Here is a 23173-nt window from a genome sequence, read left to right on the forward strand (position 1 = left end):
GGCGGTGCGCCCCGCACGCACCGCCGGCTCCTCCCTGCCCGCCCACCGTCAGTGGGCCCCGTGCGCCGTCAATGTGACCCGGGCACCGTCAATGGGACCCGTGCCTCTCGCCCTCCTCGATCGTGCCGCCCAGCGTGGCGCGCAGCGCGGTCATCACCCGCGTCTCCCCCACGGCCACCCACTTGCGGCCGACGAGGTAGTGGCCGCCGTAGTCCTTCGCCTCGTTGATCCACTCCCGCTGGCCGCGGTCGGTGGCGAAGGTGGCGAGCACGAACCGCCCGTCGCGGTTCTCGCACAGGGCCTGCCGGATCTCGTCGGCGTCCGTCTGCACGTCCGGCTCGCAGCGCGCCTCGGCGGCCAGGTGCTCCAGACTGCCGGTCGCCGTCGGCGGCACGGCATCCTCACGTCCGGCCCCACCGGAACCGCAGCCCGCGAACACCAGCACCGCCACGACGGCGCCGATCGGCACGACGCCCGTCGGCACGGCTCTCACCGGCACGAGCGCCGGTCGCTTCCGCCTCATCCGTTCCTCCTCCTCATCCCTGTCCCCCACCTCGCCGCATCGCCCGGCGGGCACGCACGCCCCCGGATCGGATACGGCTGGGAACGCCCCGGCGCTCAATCCGGGAGCGGTACCGGCGCTCGCATTCCGGTACCGCGGCCCGTACGCCCGTGCGAGGCTGGGCCGGTGAACCAGGACTGGGAAGACCGTGCGACCGCCGCCTGGGCCGCCCTCGACGACCGCTTCGAGGCCGACCCGGCCGGCTTCCGGGCCGTGATCGACACGCTCGTCGCCGAGCTGCCCGAGCACAGCCCGCTCGGCCCGTTCGAGCGGGCCTGCGCCTGGGACTCGACCGGGCACCCCGAGGAGGCGGTGCCGCTGTACCGGGAGGCGCTGGCCGAAGGGCTCGGCGAGGTGAGCCCGTACCGTGCCCGCCGGGCGCGGATCCAGCTGGCCAGTTCCCTGCGGAACGTCGGCCGGCCCGAGGAGGGCGTCGAGCTGCTGACGCCGGAACTGGACGCCCCGTCCGACGAGTTGGACGACGCGGTGCGGGCCGTGCTCGCCCTGTGCCTGGCCTCCCTGGGCCGCGACCGCGAGGGCCTCGCCCTCGTCCTCGGCGCCCTCGCGCCCCATCTGCCCCGCTACCAGCGATCGATGGCGAACTACGCCCGCGCGCTCGTCGAACCCTGACCCCGGGCCCGGCCGGAACCGTCGGGCGGCGGCCCGGACGAAGCGGTCGGGACGGCCGCCCGGAGCCCCGGGACGGCAGGCCCCGGTGACCAACCACCGGCCGGCTCGTTCTGCTCAACGTGCAGTCACAGGAAGCAGCCCCGCGTCACAGGAAAGACGGTTCCTCCCCCGCCGGCCCGGTCGTCGGCGTGGCACAGGCGGAGGCCGCGCTCGTCGAGCACTATCCGCGCCTGGTCCGCCTCGCCTACCTGATGCTGCCCCCGGACCGGGGCCGCGGCCGGCGGGTCCTGACCGCGCACGCCCTCACCCAGCGCGCGCTGCCCCGGGGACGGACCCGGACACCGGTGATCCCGGCCCAGTCCACCGGTCCCGACGGCGACCCCGGCTACGCCTTCGTGCGGGTGCGGATCGTACGCGCGGCGCTGGAGGCGGACCGGCCCCGCAGGCGGCTCTCACTGCCCCGCCGGTCCACCGTGCCGCCCCTGATGCCGCAGGTGTGGGGGCTCAGCCTCTTCCCGCGTGCGGGCGGCGCCGGCGAGCTGGCCCTGGAGCAGCGGATGGCGGGTCTGTCCACGGAGGGGCGTGCCGCGTTCGTGCTGCGCGGCCTGGAACGGCTTCCGGACGCGGACGTGCTGCGGGTCCTGGCGGCCGCGGGCGCCGTCGACCCGATGCGGGCGCTGGCGGAGGCCGCCGCCGTGCCCGCGCGGTACGCACTGCTGGAGTCCCCCGCGTTCGACCCTTCCTGGCTGCACGCCCGGCCCACCGACCTGATGCGCCGCCGCCGGCATCTGAAGGCGGCGCTCGCCGCGGCGGTGGCGCTGGCCGTGGGCGGGACTCTGTTCGCGCTGCCCGTCGGCGGCTGGGGCGGCGACGGTCCCGTCTCCCCCGCATCCGCGCAGAACCCGGCCGCCCGCGCCGCCCTCGACCCGGACAGGCTGGTCAGGGTGCCCGCCGCCGCCTGGCGGTCCTCCGCCCGCACCGACTTCTCCGTCTGGCCCGCGCGCGGCGGCCTCACCGGCGACCGCGCCCTGCTGCGCCGCGCCCTCGCCGTCTGGGCCCGCCCCCACGACGCCGTCCAGGTCTCCGCGACCGCCGGCACCCCCACGGGCGGCCCGCCCGGCCCGCCCCAGCTGCTGTACGCCGGGGACGTCGGCACGGCCCGCGTGGTGATCTTCTACGACGGGCTGCGCATCACCCGCTACGCCGAGCCGAACGACGGCACGGCCGGCGCCGCCCTCGACCTCGCCCGCGCCGACGCGGCCGGCCGGGCCGAGGCGGGCGCGGTGGTGCTGGACCGCGCCGACGGCAACGTCCGCTATCTGACGGCGCCCTGGGTGCGGCAGGCCGCCGAGCGGGATCTGCGCAACCCCAACTCCGGCACCATGGACCTCACCCTCACCGACGGCATCACCTCGCCCCTGGCCAGCCCCGCCCTGCGCACCGGCGCCTGCACCTCGTGGAACGTCCTCCAGCTGACCGACTCCTCCGGCGCCCGGCTGCTCACCGACCTCGGGGAGCTGATCCCGGCCCGCCTCACCACCGGCCGTCCCGGCGAGGTGCACGACGCGGCGGGTGCGGAGGCGCTGCGCACCTGGGCGCCGTTCGCCTGCTCGCTGTCGCAGATGCGGGCGCGGGGCGTGCGCTCGGTGAACGCCTGGCAGTACGCCGAGCAGCCGCTGCCCGACGCGAGCGGCATCGCGGCGTGGGTGTGCACCCGGGCGGAGACCTGGCGGGGCGGCGGCGAGCGGGTGCTGGCCCAGTTCCACACGCCGGGCGGACCGGACGGCGCGGTCGCCGCGCAGGCGCGGAGCGTGCCGGCGTGCGGGGCGCGCGATCCCCAGGTGCTCGCGGGCGTGCTGTGGAAGTCGCAGGACGGGTCCTGGTACCTGCTGGCGGCGGGCGGCCGGGACACCGCGACGATCAGCGCGACCGGCGGCGTGGAGCACACCGCGCAGGGCAACCTGCTCGCCGTGCCCGCGCAATCGGGCGCGAAGCCCGGGCTGGAGGGGACCCTGACGGACGGACGGTCGATCGACGCGCTCAAGTAGGCGACTCGGGGCTCGTCACACCGCTGACCGATCCTGACCGTTCGGGGCTGGAATTAATCGGTAAGGTGTTCGTATGTCTACCGGGGTACGCCGCAGGATGGCGGTCGAGGAGCGACGGCAGCAGTTGATCGGCGTCGCCCTGGAACTGTTCAGCCGGCGCTCCCCCGACGACGTCTCCATCGATGAGATAGCCGCCGCCGCGGGCATCTCGCGCCCGCTGGTCTACCACTACTTCCCCGGCAAACTCAGCCTGTACGAGGCCGCGTTGCAGCGGGCGTCGGACGATCTGGCGAGCCGGTTCGTGGAGCCGCGGGAGGGTCCGCTGGGGGCCCGGCTGCTGCGCGTGATGCGCCGCTACTTCGACTTCGTGGACGACCACGGCCCCGGTTTCTCGGCCCTGATGCGCGGCGGCCCCGCGGTCGGCTCGTCCACCGCCAACGCCCTCGTCAACGGCGTACGGCAGACGGCGTACGAACAGATCCTCGTCCACCTGGGCGTCGAGAAGGCGCCCCCGCGGCTGGAGTTGGTCGTCCGGTCCTGGATCTCGCTGGCCGAGTCGACGGCGCTGATCTGGCTGGACGGGCGGAACATCCCCCGCGCCGAGCTGGAGACCCAGCTGGTGCACGACTTCGCGGCGCTCACCGCCGTGAGCGCCGCGCGGGACGAGGAGCTGGCCTCCCTGATGCGCCGGGTCCTCAAGGACGAGCCGGGCCGGGGGCCGTTCGCCGACCTGGCCGCCCGGCTGGTCGCCCTGGCCTCCTGAACGACGAGATCGGAAGACGACGGGGCCCGGATCACCCCGGCACCGCTCAGGCGTCGAACTTCCGGTAGGAGGCGTCGAGTTCGCGCACCTCCGCCGAGGCGTGCAGGGCGACTCCCCCGGCGGGCTTGACGTACTGGCGCAGCAGGTCCAGGACCGCCTCGGTGAGCCGGGCCTTGGTCTCCTCGGTGCGCCCGGTCAGCAGCCCGAGCGAGACGTGCACGATGGCGTGCCCGTCGGCGTCCTCGCCGACCGCGGTGTCCTCGGTCCGCCGGAACTGGGTCTTGCACGCGTGCGGCTTGGCGGCGGCGACCTCGACCACCGCGGCGTGCAGGGCACGCGCGAAGGCCGGGCGGTCGAAGTCGTCCGCCAGCGTGGCGGAGTAGTCGACGGTGATCTGCGGCATGGGTGCTCCTGTTCTGGTAGGCAGGAGCACCCTAACCGCAGTCCCGTCAGCCGGCCGGGGTGAAGACGGCCACAGTGCGGGCCGGGACGGTGAACGTGCCCGAATCCGCCGTGTGGGCCGATTCCTTCACGACCTCGTCCGCGCCGGACGCCTGCACCGGGTGGAGCCGGTAGCGCTCGCCGGACAGCGCCTCGACGCGCTGCTCCTGCCGCTCGGGCGTCGCGTTGAAGACGACGACCAGCTCACCGAGGCGCATGGTGATCACGCCCGGCGTCTCGTCCTTGCCGGACAGCGGGAAGGACAGCGCGTTCTGCACCTGCGCGGCCGTGTCGAGCCGGAAGGCGCTCTCCGTCGTACGGATCCTGAGCAGGTCCCGGTAGGCGGCCGAGGCGCCCTGGATCTGCGGGCAGCCGACGCCGACCGAGGTCAGCAGGGGTTTGGCGTACGGCCACTTGGCGGCGTTGTCGGCGGCCGGCGGCAGACCGCGGCCGAAGCCGTTGCCGTCGGCGCAGTTCCAGTGGATGGCGTTGAACCAGTCGCCGCTGTCGTAGGAGTTGCGGTCCAGCGACTTGGAGCGCAGCAGGTCGGTGCCGGCCTGGGAGAGGGCCGGGCCCTGCGAGAGGGTGGCCGTGGCCATCGCCAGGACCTGCATCCTGGCCCGGTCGGCCGCGCTCACCGAGGACGGCAGCTTGAACGCCAGGGCGTCGAACAGCGACTCGTTGTCGTGGGCGTCGGCGTAGGCGAGGGCGTCACCGGGGGCCTCGGCGTATCCGGCGGGGGCGCCGTTGTAGTCGACCTGGGAGCCCTTGACCTCCTTGCCGCTGGTGTCCGTGAAGGTGTAGTCGGCGAGGTTGCCGGAGAGCCCGACCTTGATCAGGTCCTGGTAGTGCAGCAGTCGTGCCCGCTGCTGGGCCTCGGTGCCGTTGGCCGCCGAGGAGTTGGGCTCGGTGTAGAGGCCGGAGGCGAAGCCCTGGACGCCGGGGTCCTCGTCGAAGGGGCCGCCGCCGCGCACCGCGTCGCGGGCCCGGTCGGAGAAGGTCGCGACGCCCGTGCCGGCCATGTTCTTCTGGGTGGCCTGGGTGAAGCGGGCGTCGTCGGCGACCTCGCCGAAGTTCCAGCCCTCGCCGTAGAGAATGATCTTCTTGCCGTCGACGCCGTCCTTTTCGACGGTGAGGGCGTCGAGGGCCTTGCGGACGGCGAGGATGTTGGCCTTCGGGTGGTGGCCCATCAGGTCGAAGCGGAAGCCGTCGACCTTGTAGTCCTTGGCCCAGGTGACGACGGAGTCCACGACGAGCTTGCCCATCATGGCGTTTTCGGTGGCCGTGTTGGCGCAGCAGGTGCTGTTGGCCACCGAGCCGTCGGCGAGGAGCCGCTGGTAGTAGCCGGGCACGATCCGGTCGAGGACCGAGGTCTCGGCCTGGCCGGCGGCCGCGGTGTGGTTGTAGACGACGTCCATGACGACGCGCAGGCCGTCCTCGTTGAGCGCCTTGACCATCTCGCGGAACTCGACCGTGCGCTCGGTGCCGTCCGGGTCGGTGGCGTAGGAGCCCTCGGGGACCGTGTAGTGGTAGGGGTCGTAGCCCCAGTTGTAGGCGTCCTTGGCGGCGGCCTTCGCCACGCACTCCTGCTGCTTGTCGGAGTCGGCGGCGAAGGAGGCGAGGTCGCAGTCGACGGTGGTCTGGTCGGCCTTCCTCTCGGGGATGGTGGCGATGTCGAACGCGGGCAGCAGGTGGACGTACGACGTCCCGGCCTCGGCCAGCCTGCGCAGGTGCTGCGAGCCGTCGCTGTCCTTGTCGGCGAAGGCGCGGTAGGTGCCGCGGTGCTTCGCCGTGTCGTCCTCGACGGAGAAGTCCCGGATGTGCAGCTCCTGGATCTGGGCGTCCTTGAGCGGCACGGCCTTCGGCTTCTTCAGGGTGTTCCAGCCGCTCGGGGCGAGGGACCGGTCGCGCAGGTCCACGACCAGACTGCGCTCGGAGTCGGCGGTCAGCGCCACCGAGTAGGGGTCGGTCACCTTGTTGACGACGACCTCGCGGACGCTGGGCGCCCACACCTTGACGGCGTAGCGGTACGGCTTGTTCTTCCAGGACGCCGGGCCGGTGACCGACCAGACGCCGGTGGCGGCGTCGCGCTTCATCGGGACGGTGCCGCCCCCGATCTCCAGGGCGACGCTCTGCGCGGTGGGCGCCCAGACGGCCAGGGTGGGCCGGCCGTGCCGGAAGGTCGGGCCGAGGTCGGCGTCGGTGGCGTCGTACAGGTCGTCGAGCACGCCGGCGATCTGCACGCCGGTCGCGGTGAGGACGGCGCCGCTAGCGGCCCGCTGGGCGGCGACGAGCTGGCCGCGCAGGGCGGCGCGGACCCGGTCGCGGTCGCGCGGGTCGACCGTCCAGGCGGTGTACTCCTTCAGGTGCGGGAACTTCTCCTTCTGCGCGTCGGTGAGCGTGCCCTTCTTCAGGCGCAGCCAGGTGGCGTCGCCGGTCAGGGTGCCGTTCTCGACCTTGAGGGAGCCGTCGCGGGAGGCGAGGAGCTGGGTGGAGGCGGCGGCGTCGGAGCCGTTCCAGGCGACGGTGTCGCGGTCGATCCAGACGGCCCTGGAGGTGCTCAGGTCGAGCGCGGCGGCGGAGCCGGCCGGCTGCGGGAGCAGGTGGTCCTCCTGGCCGCTGAGCAGCCACACCTCGTGGCCACTGGCCTTGAGGTCGAGGGCCTGGTCGGTGGGCAGGTCCTTCTCGTCGCCCTTGTGGAGGATGTAGCTGAGGCTGGTGGCGCCCTCGGTGAGCGGCACCTCGTAGACCGCGCCGTAGGAGTCGGTGCGCACCGGCATGAGGGGCTTCGACCACTCGGTGGGCTGCGCTGCGCCGGACCACACGTGCAGGCCCCAGCCGTCGTAGTTCCCGTCGGCGCGGTGGTAGTGCAGGACGGCCTTGGTGGTGTCCTGCGCCGGGTACTCGGGCCGTTCGGTGCGCAGGGTCTCCTTGCCCTGTTCGATCCAGACCTCGCCGGTCTTCGTCACGTCGATCGTGCGGTCGGCGGCGACGTCCTTGTTGCCGTGCTTGTCGATGACCAGGAAGCCGACGTCGGTGGCGCCGGGCTTGAGCTTGACGTAGGCGAAGGCGCCGTAGGCGTCGCGGCCGATGAAGGGGTGGCTGTCGGGCCAGTCGGTGGCCTCGCCGTCGGCGAGGTCGCCCCAGGCGTACAGGCCCCAGTCGTCGTAGTTCCCGTCCTCGCGCTTGTAGTGGACGATCGCGTAGTCGCGGGAGGACGCGGTGGGAACCTCCTCGGCGGGCGGGACGCCGGTCGAGGAGGCGGCCAGGGCGCTCGCGGTGCGGCCGGCCGAGTCGACGACGACGGCCTTGTAGCGCAGGGCGGTGCCGGGCGGCACGTCCTCGCCGATGGTGTGGGTGACCTTGTAGGGGGCGTGGTCGGCGGAGCCGAGGGTCTGCCAGGCGCCGTTGCCGGTCTGGGCGGCGAAGACGACCCGGTTGAGCCGGCCGCCGTCGACGTCGGCGGTGATCTCGACGGTGCCGGTGGCTCCGGCATCGGGGGCCTTCAGCGTGACGGTCGGGGCGGCGGTCGCCCTGTCCACGGGGCCGGTGGCCCGCAGGACGACGGCGGAGCCGGCCGGGACGGTGACGGTGACCTTCTTGTCGGCGTCGGAGCGCACCGAGTCGTCGGTGCCGTGGATGCCGCGGAACGTCATGCCGGCGGAGCCGGTGGCGAAGGTGGCCGGCCTGGCGTCGTCCGCGTTGTTGAAGGCGACGACGTACTCGACGCCGGTCCTCGCGTCGGTGCGGGAGAAGGCGTAGACGCCCGCGCCGTCGGCGGCGTACCGCTCCGTCTGGACGCCGTCGGCGAGGGCCGGGTGGGCCTTGCGCAGCTTGGCGAGAGCACTGATCTGCCGGTAGAGCGGCGCACGCGTGTCGTAGGCGTCCTCGGCGTGGGTGCGGTCGGTGCCGAGTTGGTCGTCGTCCAGGTAGTCGGCGGTCTTCGACGCGAACATCGTCTGGCGGGCGTCCTTGTCGCCGCCCGCGCCGGTGAATCCCTGCTCGTCACCGTAGTAGACGACGGGGTTGCCGCGGCTGAGGAACATCAGCTCGTTGGCGAGCCGGGCCCGCTGCAGCAGTTCGGCGTCCGAGGCGTCCGCGTCGTCCTGCTTCAGGAAGGCGCCGAAGCGGCCCATGTCGTGGTTGCCGAGGAAGGTGACCTGCTCGTAGGCGTTGGCCCGGCCGGTCGTGTACTTGTAGTCGTCGCCGAAGACGGCCGCGAGCTTCTTGGCGCTGCCGCCCTGGGAGGCGTAGGCGCGGGCGGCGTCCTGGAAGGGGAAGTCGAGCGTGGAGTCCAGGCGGCCCTCGGTGACGTACGGGGCGGTGACGGAGGTGTCGGCGGAGTAGACCTCGCCGAACATGAAGAAGTCGTCCCGGCCCTTCTTGGCCGCGTAGGCGTCCAGGGCGGTGGCCCACTGGGTCCAGAACTCCATGTTGACGTGCTTCACGGTGTCGATCCGGAAGCCGTCGATGTCGAAGTCCCTGACCCACCTCTTGTAGATCTTCTCCATGCCCTCGACGACCTCGGGACGCTCGGTCCACAGGTCGTCCAGGCCCACGAAGTCGCCGTAGGTGGCGGACTCGCCGGCCCAGGTGGAGTCACCCCGGTTGTGGTACATCGTCGGGTCGTTGAGCCAGGAGGGGACCTTGACGTCCTTCTCGTCCTCGGCGACGACCGGGGTGCGCGGGAAGGAGCCGGAGTCCACGGCCGGGAAGTCGCGCCCGCCGTCCGCGTAATCGGCGTCGTCGAACGGCTCGCCGTCCTTGGTCAGGTACGGGAACGCGCCCTTGGAGAGGTAGTCGTAGGACTTCTCCTCGTAGTCCACGACGTCGGCGGTGTGGTTGGTGATGACGTCGAAGAAGACCTTCATGCCCTTGGCGTGGGCCTTGTCGATGAGGGTCTCGAGGTCGGCGTTGGAGCCGAAGTGCGGGTCGACCTGGGTGAAGTCGGTGATCCAGTAGCCGTGGTAGCCGGCCGAGGCGCTCGCGCCCTCGCCCTGCACCGGGCGGTTCTTGAAAATGGGGGCGAGCCAGATGGCGGTGGTGCCGAGGCCCTTGATGTAGTCCAGGCGCTGGGTCAGGCCCTTGAGGTCGCCGCCCTGGTAGAAGCCCTTGTCGGTGGGGTCGTGGCCGGTGGCGAGGCGGGAGCCGGTCAGGCCGCCCTTGTCGTTGCCGGTGTCGCCGTTGGCGAAGCGGTCCGGCAGGACGAAGTAGAACTGCTCGCGGGTGAGGTCGTGGCGGGCCGGCGCCTTGGCCAGCGAGGCGTCGGACGGCGGCGGGGGCGCGGTCTCGGCGCGTGCGGCGAGCGGCTGGACCACGGCCGCGGCGAGCGCGGCGACGGTGACGGCCGCGACCCGTCTGACATGCGCGGTGCGGCGCTTCGGGCGCGCCGGCCATCTGGGTATCACAGGCGTGGACTCCTTGCGATTACGGCTCAAGAGGGGGCCTGTGCTCAGGCCCCGTGCGCCACGGCTCGGCTCCGTCACCGGGCGTCCGCGTGACCGTACCGGTGGCGAAAGCCTTACTGCAAGAGTTCTGAAACCCTCGGTAAGAACTTCCATCCACCGGTACGGCGTTACGTCAGCAGCTGGACTTGCCGGCGTACACCGCGAGCGCGGTGTTGGCGCCCAGCGTGGCCGTGAGCTGGCCGGAGCCGTTCACGGTCACGGTGGTGTTGTTCTGGACGTTGCAGTAGGTGCCCGCGGGGAGCGAGGTCTGGTAGGTGCGGGTGAGGGAGCCGGACTCGTGGTTGATGGCCACGAAGCCCTTGCTGCCCCGGCCGAACGCGATCGCGTCGTTGCCGTTGTCCCACCAGTTGGTCACCGCCTGGCCGCGGGTGGCGTTGCGGAAGCCGACCATCGACATGATCTCCCGCCAGGCGTGCTGGCACTTCCAGCCGTTCTGCCAGCAGGCGCCGACCTGGCCGCCGTTCGGAGGCCCGGCGTCGTGGTCGGTGAACTCGTATCCGGAGTTGATGTCGGGCGCCCCGTAGGGCCAGGCCAGCATGAACACGTTCGCCAGGGTGTAGTTGGCGTTGTCCTTGTAGCTGAGGGTGGATCCGTTGCGCTCGGTGTCGTGGTTGTCGACGAAGACGCCGGAGACGGAGCTGTTCATGTAGCCCCAGCCCTCGCCGTAGTTCTTGAGGTAGGCGAGGTTCTCGTTGTTGAAGACCCGCTTGAGGTCGTAGGCGTAGCGGAACTCCTGGACGTCGCCGTTGCCCGTGTACTCGGTGGGCTGGACGGCCTCTCCGGCGCCGTGGATGACCTCCTGCTTCCAGTAGGCCGACGGGTTGCTCAGCCGGGACTTGATGTTGGCGAGGTCGGCGGCCGGCATGTGCTTGGCCGCGTCGATGCGGAAGCCGTCGACGCCCAGGGAGAGCAGGTCGTTCATGTACTTGGCGATGGCCGAGCGGACGTAGTCCTCACCGGTGTCCAGGTCGGCCAGGCCCACCAGTTCGCAGTTCTGGACGTTGCCGCGGTCACCGTAGTTGGTGATCTGCGCGGTGCAGTTGTCGAAGTCGTAGGAGCTGTACAGGCCCGGGTAGTTGTACTTCGTGTACGACGAGCCGCCGGTGCCGGTGCCGCTGCCCGCGGACATGTGGTTGATGACCGTGTCGACCACGACCTTCACACCGGCCGCGTGACAGGTGTTGACCATGTTCTGGAAGGCGGCCCGGTCGCCCAGCCGACCGGCGATCTTGTAGCTGACCGGCTGGTAGGAGGTCCACCACTGCGAGCCCTGTATGTGCTCGGCGGGCGGGGAGACCTGGACGTAGCCGTAGCCGGCGGGGCCCAGGCGGTTGGTGCACTCCTTCGCCACGGAGGCGAAGTTCCACTCGAACAGGACGGCCGTGACGTCCTTGGTCCCGGGCGGGGAGGCCTGTGCGGTGGATGGGTTCATGACAAGGGCGGCGGCCGCGAGGGCGAGCGCGCCGGAGAGGATTCTGCGTGCCATGTGGGGTTCCTTCTCCGTTGAAGGCTTGGATGAAGGCTCTTGCTGAAAGCTTCAGCAAGCCTTTGTGACGCAGATGTTAAAGGCCCGCCGCCCAAAAGGCAGCGGGCCGTACCAACTTCAAGAAAAAAACTTTCGCGGTGCCGACAGACCGCGGACCGACAGACCGCGGATCGACAGGCCGCGGCCGACAGACCGCGGCCGACAGACCGTGAATCGTCAGGCCGGCAGACCGTGGGCCACGAGGCCCGTCAGACCGTGGGCCGTCAGGCCGTCGCCCACCACACCGTGGTGTCGCCGGGCACCTTGATCTCGCCGTCCGCCTCCGCCACCTCGTCGCTGGCGATCAGGACGCGCCCGCTGCCCACCGGAGCCGTCACCGACTCGCCGGTGGTGTTCGCCACGCACACGAACTCTCCGCGACGGAAGGCCAGTACGCCCTCGGGCGCCTTGAGCCACTCCACCGAGTCGCCCGCACCGAGGTCGGGCCGCTCCCGCCGCACGGCCAGCGCTGCGCGGTACAGCTCCAGCGTGGAGCCGGGCACGCCCTGCTGCGCCTCGACGCTCAGCTCGCCCCAGCCCTGCGGCTGCGGCAGCCAGCTGCCCCCGCCGCCGAAGCCGTACGACGACCCCTCACGGGTCCACGGGATCGGCACCCGGCAGCCGTCGCGGAAGCCGTCCTGGCCGGCGCCGCGGAAGTACGCCGGGTCCTGGCGCACCTCGTCGGGCAGGTCGACGACGTCCGGCAGGCCCAGTTCCTCGCCCTGGTAGATGTACGCCGAGCCGGGCAGCGCCAGCATCAGCAAAGTGGCGGCGCGGGCGCGGCGCAGGCCCAGCTCGCGGTCGCCGGCGCTGCGGATCTGGGTGCCGAGGCCGGGCGGGTTGGCGAAGCGGGTGGCGTGCCGGGTGACGTCGTGGTTGGACAGCACCCAGGTGGCCGGGGCGCCGACCGGGCGCATCGACTCCAGCGTGCGGTCGATGACGGACCGCAGCTCCTCGGCGTCCCAGTAGGAGCCGAGGTACTGGAAGTTGAACGCCTGGTGCAGCTCGTCGGGGCGCACGTAGTTGGCGGTGCGCTCGACGGTCGGGGTCCACGCCTCGGCGACGAAGATGCGCTCACCCGGGTACTCGTCGAGGATGAGCCGCCACTGCCGGTAGATGTCGTGCACGCCGTCCTGGTCGAAGAACGGCATGACATCGTTGCCCAGCAGCTTCAACTGCTCGTGGGATCCAAGGTCCGGCAGGCCCTCGGCCTTCACCATGCCGTGCGCGACGTCGATGCGGAAGCCGTCGACGCCCATGTCGAGCCAGAAGCGCAGGATGGAGCGGAACTCGTCGCCGACCGCCGGGTGCTCCCAGTTGAAGTCGGGCTGCTCGGGGGCGAACAGGTGCAGGTACCACTCGCCGGGGGTGCCGTCGGGCTCGGTGACCCGGGTCCAGGCCGGCCCGCCGAAGATGGACTCCCAGTCGTTGGGCGGCAGTTCGCCGTTCTCGCCCTTGCCGGGGCGGAAATGGTAGCGGTCCCGCAGCGGGGAGCCGGGGCCCTCGCGCAGCGCCCGCTTGAACCACTCGTGCTGGTCGGAGGAGTGGTTGGGGACCAGGTCGACGATGATGCGCAGGCCGAGCGCGTGGGCGTCGCGGATCAGCGCGTCGGCGTCCAGCAGCGAGCCGAACATCGGGTCGACGGCGCGGTAGTCGGCCACGTCGTAGCCGGCGTCGGCCTGCGGCGAGGCGTAGAAGGGGCTCAGCCACACGGCGTCCACGCCGAGGTCGCGCAGGTACGGGAGTCGGGAACGTACACCCTCCAGGTCGCCCATGCCGTCGCCGTTGCTGTCGGCGAAGCTGCGCGGATAGACCTGGTAGATCACCGCGTCCCGCCACCAGTCGCGGCGCTTGGCGACGGTGGCGACGGCGGAGTTCGGTGCCGGGTCGGCGGAGTGCTGGCTCATGGCGTCCTATGCGTAAGGAGACGTGGTCGGGTGGGTGCGGTTGCGGGGGCCGTGGTGCAGGCGGCCGCGACGCCCGGCGGGGCGGAAGGGCGTCGCGGCCGCCACCCGCGCCGGTCAGGAGCGCGGGAGCCCTCGGGGCGGCAGGGCGCTCAGCCCTTGGTGCCGCCCGCGGTGAGGCCGGTGACCAGGTTCTTCTGCACGAGGTAGAAGAAGGCGGACACCGGAATGGCGATCAGGACCGCGGTCGCGGCCATGAGGTTGCGCTGCGCGTCGTGCTCGCTGACGAAGCTCTGCAGACCGACGGCGAAGGTGTACTTCTCGTCGTCCAGCATGAAGGTGGAGGCGAACGCGACCTCGCCGAAGGCGGTGATGAAGCTGTAGAACGCGGCCACCGCCAGGCCCGGCCGGGCGAGCGGCAGGATCAGCCGGAAGAAGGTGCCGAACGGGGAGAGCCCGTCGACGCGTCCGGCCTCGTCGATCTCGAACGGGATGGTGTCGAAGTACCCCTTCAGCAGCCACGCGCAGTAGGGCACCGCGGTCGAGCAGTACACCAGGACCAGGCCGAAGTAGGTGTCGATGAGCCGCAGCTCCGACAGGATCTGGAACATCGGCACGATCAGCACGGCGATCGGGAACATCTGGGTGCACAACAGGACCCACATGAACTTCTTGTACCCGGGGAAGCGCATCCGGGAGACCGCGTAGCCGGTGGTCGCGGCGATGCACACGCCGATGACCGTGGTGCCCAGCGACACGATCAGCGTGCTCCACAGCCAGTCGAAGAAGTTGGTGTTCTGCAGGACGTGCGTGTAGTTGTCCAGCGTCATCGTCGACCAGATGCGCCCGGGGTACAGGTAGTCGTCCTTGTCCGGGCCGAGGGACAGGAAGACCAGCCAGGCGATCGGGAACAGCGCGATCAGGCTGGCGACGATCAGCAGGCCGTGGGAGGTCAGGCTCGCGGCGAGGCCGCGCTGCCCGCGCCGGCGCACCTTGCCGGGCGCGGGGACGACGGGGACCGGGCCGTCGGCGTCGGTCTTCTGGACGGTCGTGGTGCTCATGGGGACTCCTGCCTCAGATCGCGAGCTGCTGCTCATCGCGGTTCAGCCAGCGGCGGTAGAAGGAGGTGAAGACGATCAGGATGCCCAGCAGCAGGATGCCGTAGGCGGCGGACTGCGCGAAGTCGCGCGGCTGCTGGCCGAAGCCGAGCTGGTAGGCCCAGGTCACGAGGATCTGCGCGTCCGGCGCGGTGTTGCCGAACAGCAGGAAGATGATCGCGAACTGGTTGAACGTCCAGATGATGCCGAGCAGGACCACGGTGGAGCTGACCGCCCTCAGACCGGGCAGCGTGACGTGGCGGAACTGCTGCCAGGGGGTGGCGCCGTCCATCTCCGCGGCCTCGTAGAGGGTGGCGTCGATGGACTGCAAGCCGCCGAGCAGGGAGACCATCATGAACGGCACACCGCACCAGGTGTTGACCATGATCGCGGCGAAGCGCTGCCAGAGGGTGTCCTCCAGCCAGGCCGGGCTGGGCAGGTGCAGCGCGTCCAGGGCGGAGTTGATGATGCCGGTGTCGGCGAGCATGAAGCGCCAGCCGAAGACGGTGACGAAGGTCGGCACGGCCCACGGCAGGACCAGGATCAGCCGGTAGAAGGTCCGCCCGCGCAGCTTCTGGTTGAGCAGCAGGGCGAGGCCGAGGCCGATGGAGTAGTGCAGGGCGACGCAGGCGGCCGTCCACACGATCGTCCAGATGAAGTGCGACCAGAACCGGTCGTAGGCCGTCTCGCCCCACAGGATGTCGGCGTAGTTGTCGAAGCCGATGTACTTGTAGGTGGCCTCGATCTCGTTGACGCCGATCGTCCGTGCCGTGTTCAGGCTGGTCGCGTCGGTGAGCGTCAGATAGAAGCCGTAGGCCAGGGGGTACAGCACGAGGACGCCGAGCACGACCGCCACGGGCGCGATCATCACATAGGCGTACCAGTACTTCTGGTAGCTGTTCTTGAGACGCCGGCCGAGCCCGGACCGGGGACCGCGGTCACCGCTCGCTCTGCTCTTCTTGCCGGTCGCGCGGTCGATGGCGACTGTCATGGTTCGACACCTTCTGGAAGATCAAAAGACCAAGGGGTACGGCACACAGGCCGATGGCCGCCGGATCCTTCCCCCTCTGTTCCTGCTGGAGGATCCGGCGGCCACGCGGGCTTACTTGCTGAAGTCCGGGACCAGCTTGGCGATCGCGGTCTCGGCGTTGCTCAGGCCCTCGTCGAGGGACACCTTGCCGCCGGCGACCTTCAGCAGCTCGTCGTCGAGCGGACCCCACAGGGAGCTGTACTCGGGCAGCTCCGGGCGCGGCTGGGCGGCGTCCAGGACGCCCTGGTAGCCGGCGATGCCGGGGTCGGCGACGACCTTGACGCTGTAGGCGTCCTCACGCGTGGGCAGCGTGGAGTTCTTCAGCGCGATGGTCTCCTGCGCCTTGGCCGAGGTCATGAAGTTGACGAACTTCAGCGCGGCCTTCTGCTTGGCCTCGTCGGAGCCGGCGTAGACCGCCAGGTTGTGGCCGCCGGTCGGGGCGCCCGCCTGTCCGGAGGAGCCGGCCGGGACGGTGGCGATGCCGAGGTTCTTCTTGTCCTTGAAGGCCGAGCCCTTGTAGAAGTTCGTGATCTCCCACGGGCCCTGGATGATCGAGGCGACCTTGCCGTTGACGAACGCCTCCTGGATGTGGGCGTAGGCGTCGGCGGTGGTGTCGGCCTTGTGCAGGCCCTTGCCGTCGAACAGGCTCAGCCAGGTCTCGTAGCCCTTCTTGGCCTCGGGCGAGGTGACCGTGATTTTCTTGGCGTCGACGTCGACGGTGTCGGCGCCCTCGCCGTAGAGGAAGGACTGGGCGTAGTAGGCCTGGGTGGAGCCCCAGTAGCCGTCGACGCCGGTCTTGTCCTTGATCGTGGCGGCGGCCTTCTTCAGGTCGGCCCAGGTCTTGGGGACCTCGACGCCGGCCTTCTCGAACAGCTCCTTGTTGTAGACCAGGGCCAGCGTGTCCGTGGTGAAGGGGACGCCGTACGTCTTGCCCTCGTACTGGGCCTGCTTGAGCAGGTTGGGCTGGAACTTGTCCTGGTCGGCGAGGGCCTCGGTGCCGTCCAGCGGCAGGAAGAAGCCCTTCTTCGCGAACGCGGGGGTCCAGCCGACCTCGGAGCGCAGCACGTCCGGGGCGCCCTTGGAGCCGGCCGCCGTGTCGAACTTGTTCTGCGCCTGGTCGAAGGGCACGTTGACGTACTTGACCTTGACGTCCTTGTTCGCGGCCTCGAAGTCCTTGATCAACGCCTGGTAGGTCGGCGCCTCGTTGGTGGCGTTCGAGGTGTCCCACCAGGTGATGGTGACCGGACCGTCAGAGCTGTCGCTGCCGCTGTCGTCGCCGCCGCAGGCCGTCGCCGCGAGAGCGAGGGACGCCACCAGCGCGGTGGCCGCTATGCCACGCCGCATGAGTTCTCCTTGAGGGTGAAAGCCCGAGTGGTGCAGGGGGCGGTCCCGTCCGCCGCCCCTGCGACTTGCCGACTGCGCCGTTGCCGCCGCCGGGCGACTGGAACGTAACAGCCGTGTAAGCGTTCCGAAAGACCTTGCAGAAAAAAAGTGCAAGGCATCACCGAAGTTATCCTCGCGTAACCTCTCCTGTGTCAGTCCGAGACCGCTCCGAGACCGCCTCTTGCTGGTTCTGAGCGGTTCGGGGCCAGGTTGTGCAAGACTCTGCAAGCTCTTGCCACACGTTCCGGGCCGGGGGACCATCCTCTTGCGGACCGGACGCCGACCGAACTTCAAGGGGACGCAATGAAGCAGCAACCCGCAGCGGGCCGGGCAACCGCCCGCGGCCGGCGTCCGATTGGTGGGCAAGGGGAGATACGCCCGGTACAGTCCAATCCCGTGACCACACGGCTTGCCGACATCGCTGCTCAGGCGGGGGTGAGCGAAGCGACCGTCAGCCGCGTCCTCAACGGGAAGCCGGGCGTCGCCGCCACCACCCGTCAGTCCGTACTGGCCGCGCTCGACGTCCTCGGGTACGAGCGCCCCGTACGGCTGCGCCAGCGCAGCGCCGGCCTGGTGGGCCTGATAACCCCTGAGCTGGAGAACCCCATATTCCCGGCCCTCGCCCAGGTCATCGGACAGGCGCTGACCCGGCAGGGCTACACCCCGGTGCTGGCCACCCAGACCCCCGGCGGCTCCACCGAGGACGAGCTGACCGAGATGCTGGTCGACCGCGGCGTCGCCGGCATCATCTACGTCTCCGGACTGCACGCCGACACCACCGCCGACATGCAGCGCTATGAACAGCTGCGCGCACAGGGAGTGCCCTTCGTCCTCGTGGACGGCTTCTCCCCGAAGGTGCAGGCGCCGTTCATCTCCCCCGACGACCGGGCCGCGATGGCCCTGGCGGTCACCCACCTCGTCTCGCTGGGGCACACCCGGGTGGGGCTGGCGCTGGGGCCGAAGCGGTTCGTGCCGGTGCAGCGGAAGATCGACGGTTTCGTCCGGACGATGCAGGAGCAGCTGGGGCTGTCCGCGGAGGTCGTCGAGACGGAGCTGATCCAGCACTCCCTCTACACCCTGGAGGGCGGCCAGGCCGCCGCCACGGCGCTGATGGAGCGCGACTGCACGGCGGTCGTCTGCGCCAGCGACATGATGGCGCTCGGCGCCATACGGGCCGCCCGCCAGCGGGGCCTGGACGTGCCGAAGGACATCTCGGTGGTGGGCTTCGACGACTCCCCGCTGATCGCCTTCACCGACCCGCCCCTGACGACGGTCCGCAAGCCGGTCCCCGCGATGGGCCAGGCCGCGGTGCGCACGCTGCTGGAGGAGATCGGCGGGACGCCGGCCCCGCACAGCGAGTTCGTGTTCATGCCCGAGCTGGTGGTGCGCGGTTCGACCGCTTCGGCCCCCGGCGACCGGAATCGTCCCTGAGTCGGAGAGTGAGCGGGCGCCTCTCCTGCGCGGGTACGAGGCGGGCGCCTGTGTCCGGCGTACGAGGTGCACCCCGGACGGGACCGGGGGATGATCGGACCGGAACGTCTTTTCTGGCAGACTCTGGCCCATGGGTGACACGACCGTGACGACATCGGAAGGCCGCGCCGAGGCCGTTCCGCACCCCGTCGCGGACGCCACGGGGCGGGAGCGCCCCCGCAGGTTCCGCGCTCCGCGCCGGCCCCGGCTGTGGTTCGAGATCCTGCTGATCGCGGTGAGCTACTGGACGTACTCGCTGATCCGCAACGCCGTCCCGGAACAGCGTGCCGAGGCACTGCGCAACGCGGACTGGATCTGGAAGGCCGAGCAGCAGCTGGGCATCGCGGTCGAGCAGTCGGTCAACCACGCCGTGAACTCGGTGACCTGGCTCATCGTCGGGATGAACTACTACTACGCCACGCTGCACTTCGTGGTGACGCTCGGCGTGCTGGTGTGGCTCTACCGCGGCCATCCCGGCCGGTACGCAGCGACCCGCACGGTGCTGTTCGCGACGACCGGTGTCGCCCTCGTCGGCTACTACCTGTATCCGCTCGCCCCGCCCCGGCTGATGACCGGCGGCGATTTCATCGACACCGTCCTGGTCCACCAGACCTGGGGCTCGATGGCGTCCGGCGACCTGAAGAACATGTCCAACCAGTACGCCGCCATGCCGTCGATGCACATCGGCTGGTCCCTGTGGTGCGGGCTGACGCTCTTCGCCCTGGCCTCGGTGCCGTGGGTGCGGGTCCTGGGCCTGCTCTACCCGGCGGCCACGCTGGTCGTGATCGTCGCCACCGCCAACCACTTCTGGCTGGACGCGGTGGGCGGCATCCTCTGCCTCGCCTTCGGCTACGGGGTGGCGTGGCTGTGGTACGGCGGCCTGCCTCACACCCTGCCCAGGTCGGTGACGGCGCTGCCGCGGCCCCGGCCGGGTTCCGGGACGGGGCCGGTAGCCGTGGGCCCGGCGTCCGCGCGGAGCACGGCGGGAGACCCGGCGGCCGCGCAGGAGGACGGGGAGGCCAGGCCGGAGCGGGCCTACGCCCCGTAGGGCCCCCAGGGCGGGAGGGCGGGAAGGCCCGGCCGGAGGAGGGCCTACGCCCCGTAGAACAGCTCGTCCACCACGGCCCGCGCCTTGCGCGTCGTACGCCGGTACGCGTCGAGCATGTCGCCCGCGTGCCCCGGCCCGTAGCCCAAGTAGCGCCCCACCGCGGCCAGCTCGCGGATGTCGGACGGGAAGGTGTCGCCCGCCCGGCCGCGGACCAGCATCACCGCGTTGCGCACCCGGGTCGCCAGCACCCAGGCCTCGTCCAGCGTCACCGCGTCCTCGGCGGACAGCAGCCCGGCCTCGCGGGCGGCGGCCAGCGCCTCGCGGGTGCGGGTGGTGCGCAGCCCCGGCACCTCCCAGCCGTGCCGCAGCTGGAGCAGCTGCACCGTCCACTCCACGTCGGACAGCCCGCCCGGCCCGATCTTGGTGTGCAGCTTGGGGTCGGCCCCGCGCGGCAGCCGCTCGGTCTCCATGCGCGCCTTGAGCCGCCGGATCTCCCGTACGGCCTCCTCCCCCAGCCCGTGCTCCGGGTAGCGCAGCGGGTCGATCAGCTCGGTGAACCGCCGTCCGAGGTCCTCGTCGCCGGCCACCGGCTCGGCCCGCAGCAGCGCCTGCGACTCCCACACCAGCGACCAGCGCCGGTAGTAGGCCTCGTACGACTTCAGGCTGCGCACCATCGGGCCGGACTTGCCCTCGGGTCGCAGGTCGGCGTCGATCAGCAGCGGCGGGTCGGCGCTCGGGACCTGCAGCAGCCGGCGCATCTCGGCGACGACCTTGTTCGCGGCGTCGCCGGCCTCCCGCTCGTCCACGCCGTCGCACGGCTCGTGCACGAAGATCACGTCGGCGTCGGAGCCGTAACCCAGTTCGTGCCCGCCGAAGCGGCCCATGCCGATCACGGCGAACCGGGTCGGCAGGTTCTCGGCCCAGTGCTCGCGGACGACAGCCCGCAGGGTGCCCGAGAGCGTCGCCGCGGTCAGGTCGGACACGGCCGCGCCGACCCGGTCGACCAGCGCGCCCCGGTCGGCCTCGGCAGGCTGCGTCTCGGTGCCGTAGGAGCCGACGATGTCGGCGGCGGCCGTGCGGAACAGTTCCCTGCGCCGCACCCCGCGGGCGGCGGTGACCGCCTGCTCCGCGCCGCTCGCGCGGCCGACCGCGGCGAGTATCTCCTGCTCCAGGTGTGAGCGCGGCCTCGGCGCCAGACCGTCGCCGTCGCCGTCGCCGAGCAGCGCCACCGCCTCCGGGGCGCGCAGCAGCAGGTCGGGGGCGAGGCGCCCGGCGGACAGCACGCGGGCGAGGTTCTCCGCCGCGGCGCCCTCGTCGCGCAGCAGCCGCAGGTACCAGGGGGTGTTGCCGAGCGCGTCGGAGACCTTGCGGAAGTTGAGCAGGCCGGCGTCCGGGTCGGCGGAGTCGGCGAACCAGCCCAGCAGTACGGGCAGCAGGGTCCGCTGGATCGCCGCCTTGCGGGAGACGCCGGAGGCCAGCGCCTCCAGATGGCGCAGGGCCGCGGCCGGGTCGGCGTAGCCGAGGGCGACCAGGCGTTCGCGGGCCGCCTCGGGGCTGAGCCTGGCCTCGCCGGGGGCGAGCTGGGCGACGGCGTCGAGGAGGGGCCGGTAGAAGATCTTCTCGTGCAGGCGGCGGACGACGGCCGCGTGCCGCTTCCACTCGCGGTTCAGCTCGGCGACGGGGTCCGCGCGCAGCCCGAGCGAGCGGCCGAGACGCCGCTGGTCCTCCTCGGCCTCGGGGACGAGGTGGGTGCGGCGCAGCCGGTAGAGCTGGATGCGGTGCTCCATGGAGCGCAGGAAGCGGTACGCCTCCTCCAGCTGGGCGGCGTCGGACCGGCCGACGTATCCCCCGGCGGCGAGCGCGGCGAGGGCGTCCAGGGTCGTGCCGCTGCGCAGCGAGGCGTCGGCGCGCCCGTGCACGAGTTGCAGCAGCTGCACCGCGAACTCGACGTCCCGCAGTCCGCCCGGCCCGAGCTTCAGCTCCCGCTCGACCTCGGCGACGGGGATGTTCTCGACCACCCGGCGGCGCATCTTCTGCACGTCGGCGACGAAGTTCTCCCGCTCGGCGGCCTGCCACACCAGTGGTCCGAGCGCCTCGGTGTACTGCGCGCCCAGCTCCGGGTCGCCGGCTACCGGGCGGGCCTTGAGCAGGGCCTGGAACTCCCAGGTCTTGGCCCAGCGCTGGTAGTAGGCGAGGTGGCTGCTGAGCGTGCGCACCAGCGGGCCGTTGCGGCCCTCGGGGCGGAGGTTGGCGTCGACGGGCCAGATGGACCCCTCCACCGTCGTCTCGGAGCAGATCCGCATCATGTGCGAGGCGAGCCGGGTGGCGGCGCGCAGCGCCTTGCCCTCGTCGGCGCCGCCCTCGGCCTCGCCCACGAAGATGACGTCGACGTCGGAGACGTAGTTCAGCTCGTGGCCGCCGCACTTGCCCATCGCGATCACGGCGAGCCGGCACTGCGCCGCGTCCTCGGGCGCGGCGGCCTCGGCGAGGGCGAGGGCGGCGCGCAGGGTGGCGGTGGCCAGGTCGGCCAGCTCGGCGGCGGTCTGGGCGACGTCGGTGGTGCCGCAGACGTCGCGGGCGGCGATGGAGAGCAGGCAGCGGCGGTAGGCGACGCGCAGCGCCACGGGGTCGGCGGCCCCCGCGAGGCCGCGCTCGAACTCGGCGACGCCGGGATGCAGGTCGCGCGGCTCGTACATGACCAGCGCCCGCCAGTCGTCGGCGTGCCGGGCGAGATGGTCGCCGAGCGCGGCGGAGGCGCCCAGCACGCCGAGGAGGCGGTCGCGCAGGGGCTTGGCGGAGATCAGCGTGCCGAGCAGCTCACGCCGGGCGGCGGACGAGGGCTGCGCCTCCAGGAGGCGGACCAGGCCGGCGAGGGCGAGGTCGGGGTCGGCGGTGGCGCCGAGGGCGTCCAGGAGGACGGGGTCGTTCCTTATGGGCGCGAGGTCGGGGCTGTCGAGCATCCCCTCGGCCGCGGAGGGGTCGGTGAATCCGTGCCGCAGCAGCCGAGTGAAGGTACTGCTCCTGCGCCCCGGCGTCATCATCGCCCTCCCGTCCGGATCAGCGGTGGTACGGAGCGAGCCTAACCGGAGGGGGTGGACGGGGCGTGTCCACGGTGGCGCGGGGAGCGGTTTTCCGCTTCGGTGGAAGCGAGCGGGGCGGGGCCTGCCGGCCCGGTCAGGCCGGGCCCGTACGAGTCCCATGGCCCGTGCGCATTCCTGCCCGTGACCATGACCGTGACCGTGACCATGACCGTGACCGTGACCGACGGAGGCCGAGCCGATGGACTACACGCTCGAAGTGATCCCACTGCCGGTGAGCGACATCGACCGGGCCCGCGACTTCTACCGCGACAAGGTCGGCTTCCACGTGGACATCGACCAGGAGGTCATGCCGGGCATGCGCATCGTCCAGCTGACCCCTCCCGGCTCGGGCTGCTCGATCGCCCTGGGCGACGGCATCTGGGACATGACCGGCGCTCCCCGCCCCGAACCGGGCTCCTACCAGGGCCTCCAGCTGTGCGTCGCCGACATCGAGGCGGCCCACGCGGAACTGGCGGGGCGCGGTCTGGACGTCTCCGACCCCGTCCGCTACGCCCCCGACGACGGAGCGACGTTCCTCTACTTCAAGGACCCGGACGGCAACGGCTGGGCGATCCAGGAGTACCGCCGCCGGGCTGCGGAGCCGCTGTACAAGGTGCTGTCGGACCTGGCGGGCGGTCGGCCGTAGCCGTCACGGCGCGGCCCCGGAAGCGGTCAGGCCCGCAGCCGACCGGCCGGACGGTGCGGAAGCCCGCAGGTTGGGGGT

The 23173-nt window shown here is 71.5% G+C and carries 15 protein-coding genes; 6 read left to right on the forward strand and 9 right to left on the reverse strand.

Translation table 11 applies throughout. From position 1 onward, the window contains the following. Positions 1–88: 88 nt before the first annotated feature. Positions 89–523 carry a hypothetical protein gene (locus ACZ6KF_RS00460; RefSeq protein WP_469174267.1) on the reverse strand — a complete coding sequence of 145 codons (435 nt, stop codon included), beginning with the start codon at positions 521–523 and terminating at the stop codon, positions 89–91. A 165-nt stretch (positions 524–688) separates the two neighbouring features. Here ACZ6KF_RS00460 and ACZ6KF_RS00465 point away from each other — a divergent pair, with 165 nt between their 5' ends. The 3 genes from ACZ6KF_RS00465 (at position 689) to ACZ6KF_RS00475 (ending at position 4003) form a co-directional block, all read left to right on the forward strand. Beyond that, a complete protein-coding gene (locus ACZ6KF_RS00465) occupies positions 689–1192 on the forward strand; it encodes a tetratricopeptide repeat protein (RefSeq protein WP_469236550.1) in 504 nt (167 codons plus the stop codon). A 119-nt stretch (positions 1193–1311) separates the two neighbouring features. Next, positions 1312–3240, forward strand: a complete 1929-nt coding sequence (locus tag ACZ6KF_RS00470; protein ID WP_469236552.1) for a hypothetical protein — start codon at positions 1312–1314, stop codon at positions 3238–3240. 73 nt (positions 3241–3313) lie between these two features. Next, positions 3314–4003, forward strand: coding sequence for a TetR/AcrR family transcriptional regulator (locus ACZ6KF_RS00475; RefSeq protein ID WP_469236554.1), 690 nt, complete (start codon positions 3314–3316; stop codon positions 4001–4003). A gap of 46 nt (positions 4004–4049) precedes the next feature. On the opposite strand, the gene ACZ6KF_RS00480 is transcribed toward ACZ6KF_RS00475, so the two are convergent. The 7 genes from ACZ6KF_RS00480 to ACZ6KF_RS00510 all read right to left on the reverse strand — a co-directional run bounded on the left by ACZ6KF_RS00480 (position 4050) and on the right by ACZ6KF_RS00510 (position 16812). Continuing rightward, positions 4050–4406: a 5-carboxymethyl-2-hydroxymuconate Delta-isomerase gene (locus tag ACZ6KF_RS00480; RefSeq protein WP_356631832.1), complete on the reverse strand. Its 357-nt coding sequence runs from the start codon at positions 4404–4406 to the stop codon at positions 4050–4052. A 46-nt stretch (positions 4407–4452) separates the two neighbouring features. Beyond that, positions 4453–9852 (reverse strand): pullulanase-type alpha-1,6-glucosidase, encoded by a 5400-nt coding sequence (gene pulA / locus ACZ6KF_RS00485; RefSeq protein ID WP_469236556.1) that lies wholly within the window; start codon positions 9850–9852, stop codon positions 4453–4455. 172 nt (positions 9853–10024) lie between these two features. Continuing rightward, complete coding sequence (locus tag ACZ6KF_RS00490; RefSeq protein ID WP_356631836.1) at positions 10025–11398, reverse strand: alpha-amylase; 1374 nt, start codon at positions 11396–11398, stop codon at positions 10025–10027. A gap of 263 nt (positions 11399–11661) precedes the next feature. Beyond that, a complete protein-coding gene (locus tag ACZ6KF_RS00495; RefSeq protein ID WP_469158071.1) occupies positions 11662–13344 on the reverse strand; it encodes a glycoside hydrolase family 13 protein in 1683 nt (560 codons plus the stop codon). A 149-nt stretch (positions 13345–13493) separates the two neighbouring features. Continuing rightward, complete coding sequence (locus tag ACZ6KF_RS00500; protein WP_356631840.1) at positions 13494–14402, reverse strand: sugar ABC transporter permease; 909 nt, start codon at positions 14400–14402, stop codon at positions 13494–13496. A gap of 13 nt (positions 14403–14415) precedes the next feature. Further along, positions 14416–15429 carry a carbohydrate ABC transporter permease gene (locus ACZ6KF_RS00505; protein ID WP_469236559.1) on the reverse strand — a complete coding sequence of 338 codons (1014 nt, stop codon included), beginning with the start codon at positions 15427–15429 and terminating at the stop codon, positions 14416–14418. A gap of 111 nt (positions 15430–15540) precedes the next feature. After that, positions 15541–16812, reverse strand: a complete 1272-nt coding sequence (locus ACZ6KF_RS00510) for an extracellular solute-binding protein (protein ID WP_356631844.1) — start codon at positions 16810–16812, stop codon at positions 15541–15543. 435 nt (positions 16813–17247) lie between these two features. Between ACZ6KF_RS00510 and ACZ6KF_RS00515 the strand changes: the two genes are divergently transcribed. Both ACZ6KF_RS00515 and ACZ6KF_RS00520 read left to right on the forward strand, forming a co-directional pair. Further along, positions 17248–18282, forward strand: coding sequence for a LacI family DNA-binding transcriptional regulator (locus ACZ6KF_RS00515; protein WP_469158069.1), 1035 nt, complete (start codon positions 17248–17250; stop codon positions 18280–18282). Positions 18283–18412: 130 nt separating this feature from the next. After that, a complete protein-coding gene (locus ACZ6KF_RS00520; RefSeq protein WP_469236562.1) occupies positions 18413–19369 on the forward strand; it encodes a phosphatase PAP2 family protein in 957 nt (318 codons plus the stop codon). A gap of 44 nt (positions 19370–19413) precedes the next feature. On the opposite strand, the gene ACZ6KF_RS00525 is transcribed toward ACZ6KF_RS00520, so the two are convergent. Then, the gene (locus ACZ6KF_RS00525) at positions 19414–22410 is read right to left on the reverse strand and encodes a bifunctional [glutamine synthetase] adenylyltransferase/[glutamine synthetase]-adenylyl-L-tyrosine phosphorylase (RefSeq protein WP_469236564.1); all 2997 of its coding nucleotides are present in this window, start codon (positions 22408–22410) and stop codon (positions 19414–19416) included. Between the two features lie 238 nt (positions 22411–22648). Between ACZ6KF_RS00525 and ACZ6KF_RS00530 the strand changes: the two genes are divergently transcribed. Further along, a complete protein-coding gene (locus ACZ6KF_RS00530; RefSeq protein WP_469158066.1) occupies positions 22649–23095 on the forward strand; it encodes a VOC family protein in 447 nt (148 codons plus the stop codon). Positions 23096–23173 lie beyond the last annotated feature (78 nt).

The organism is Streptomyces sp. NPDC046379 (assembly GCF_055587785.1).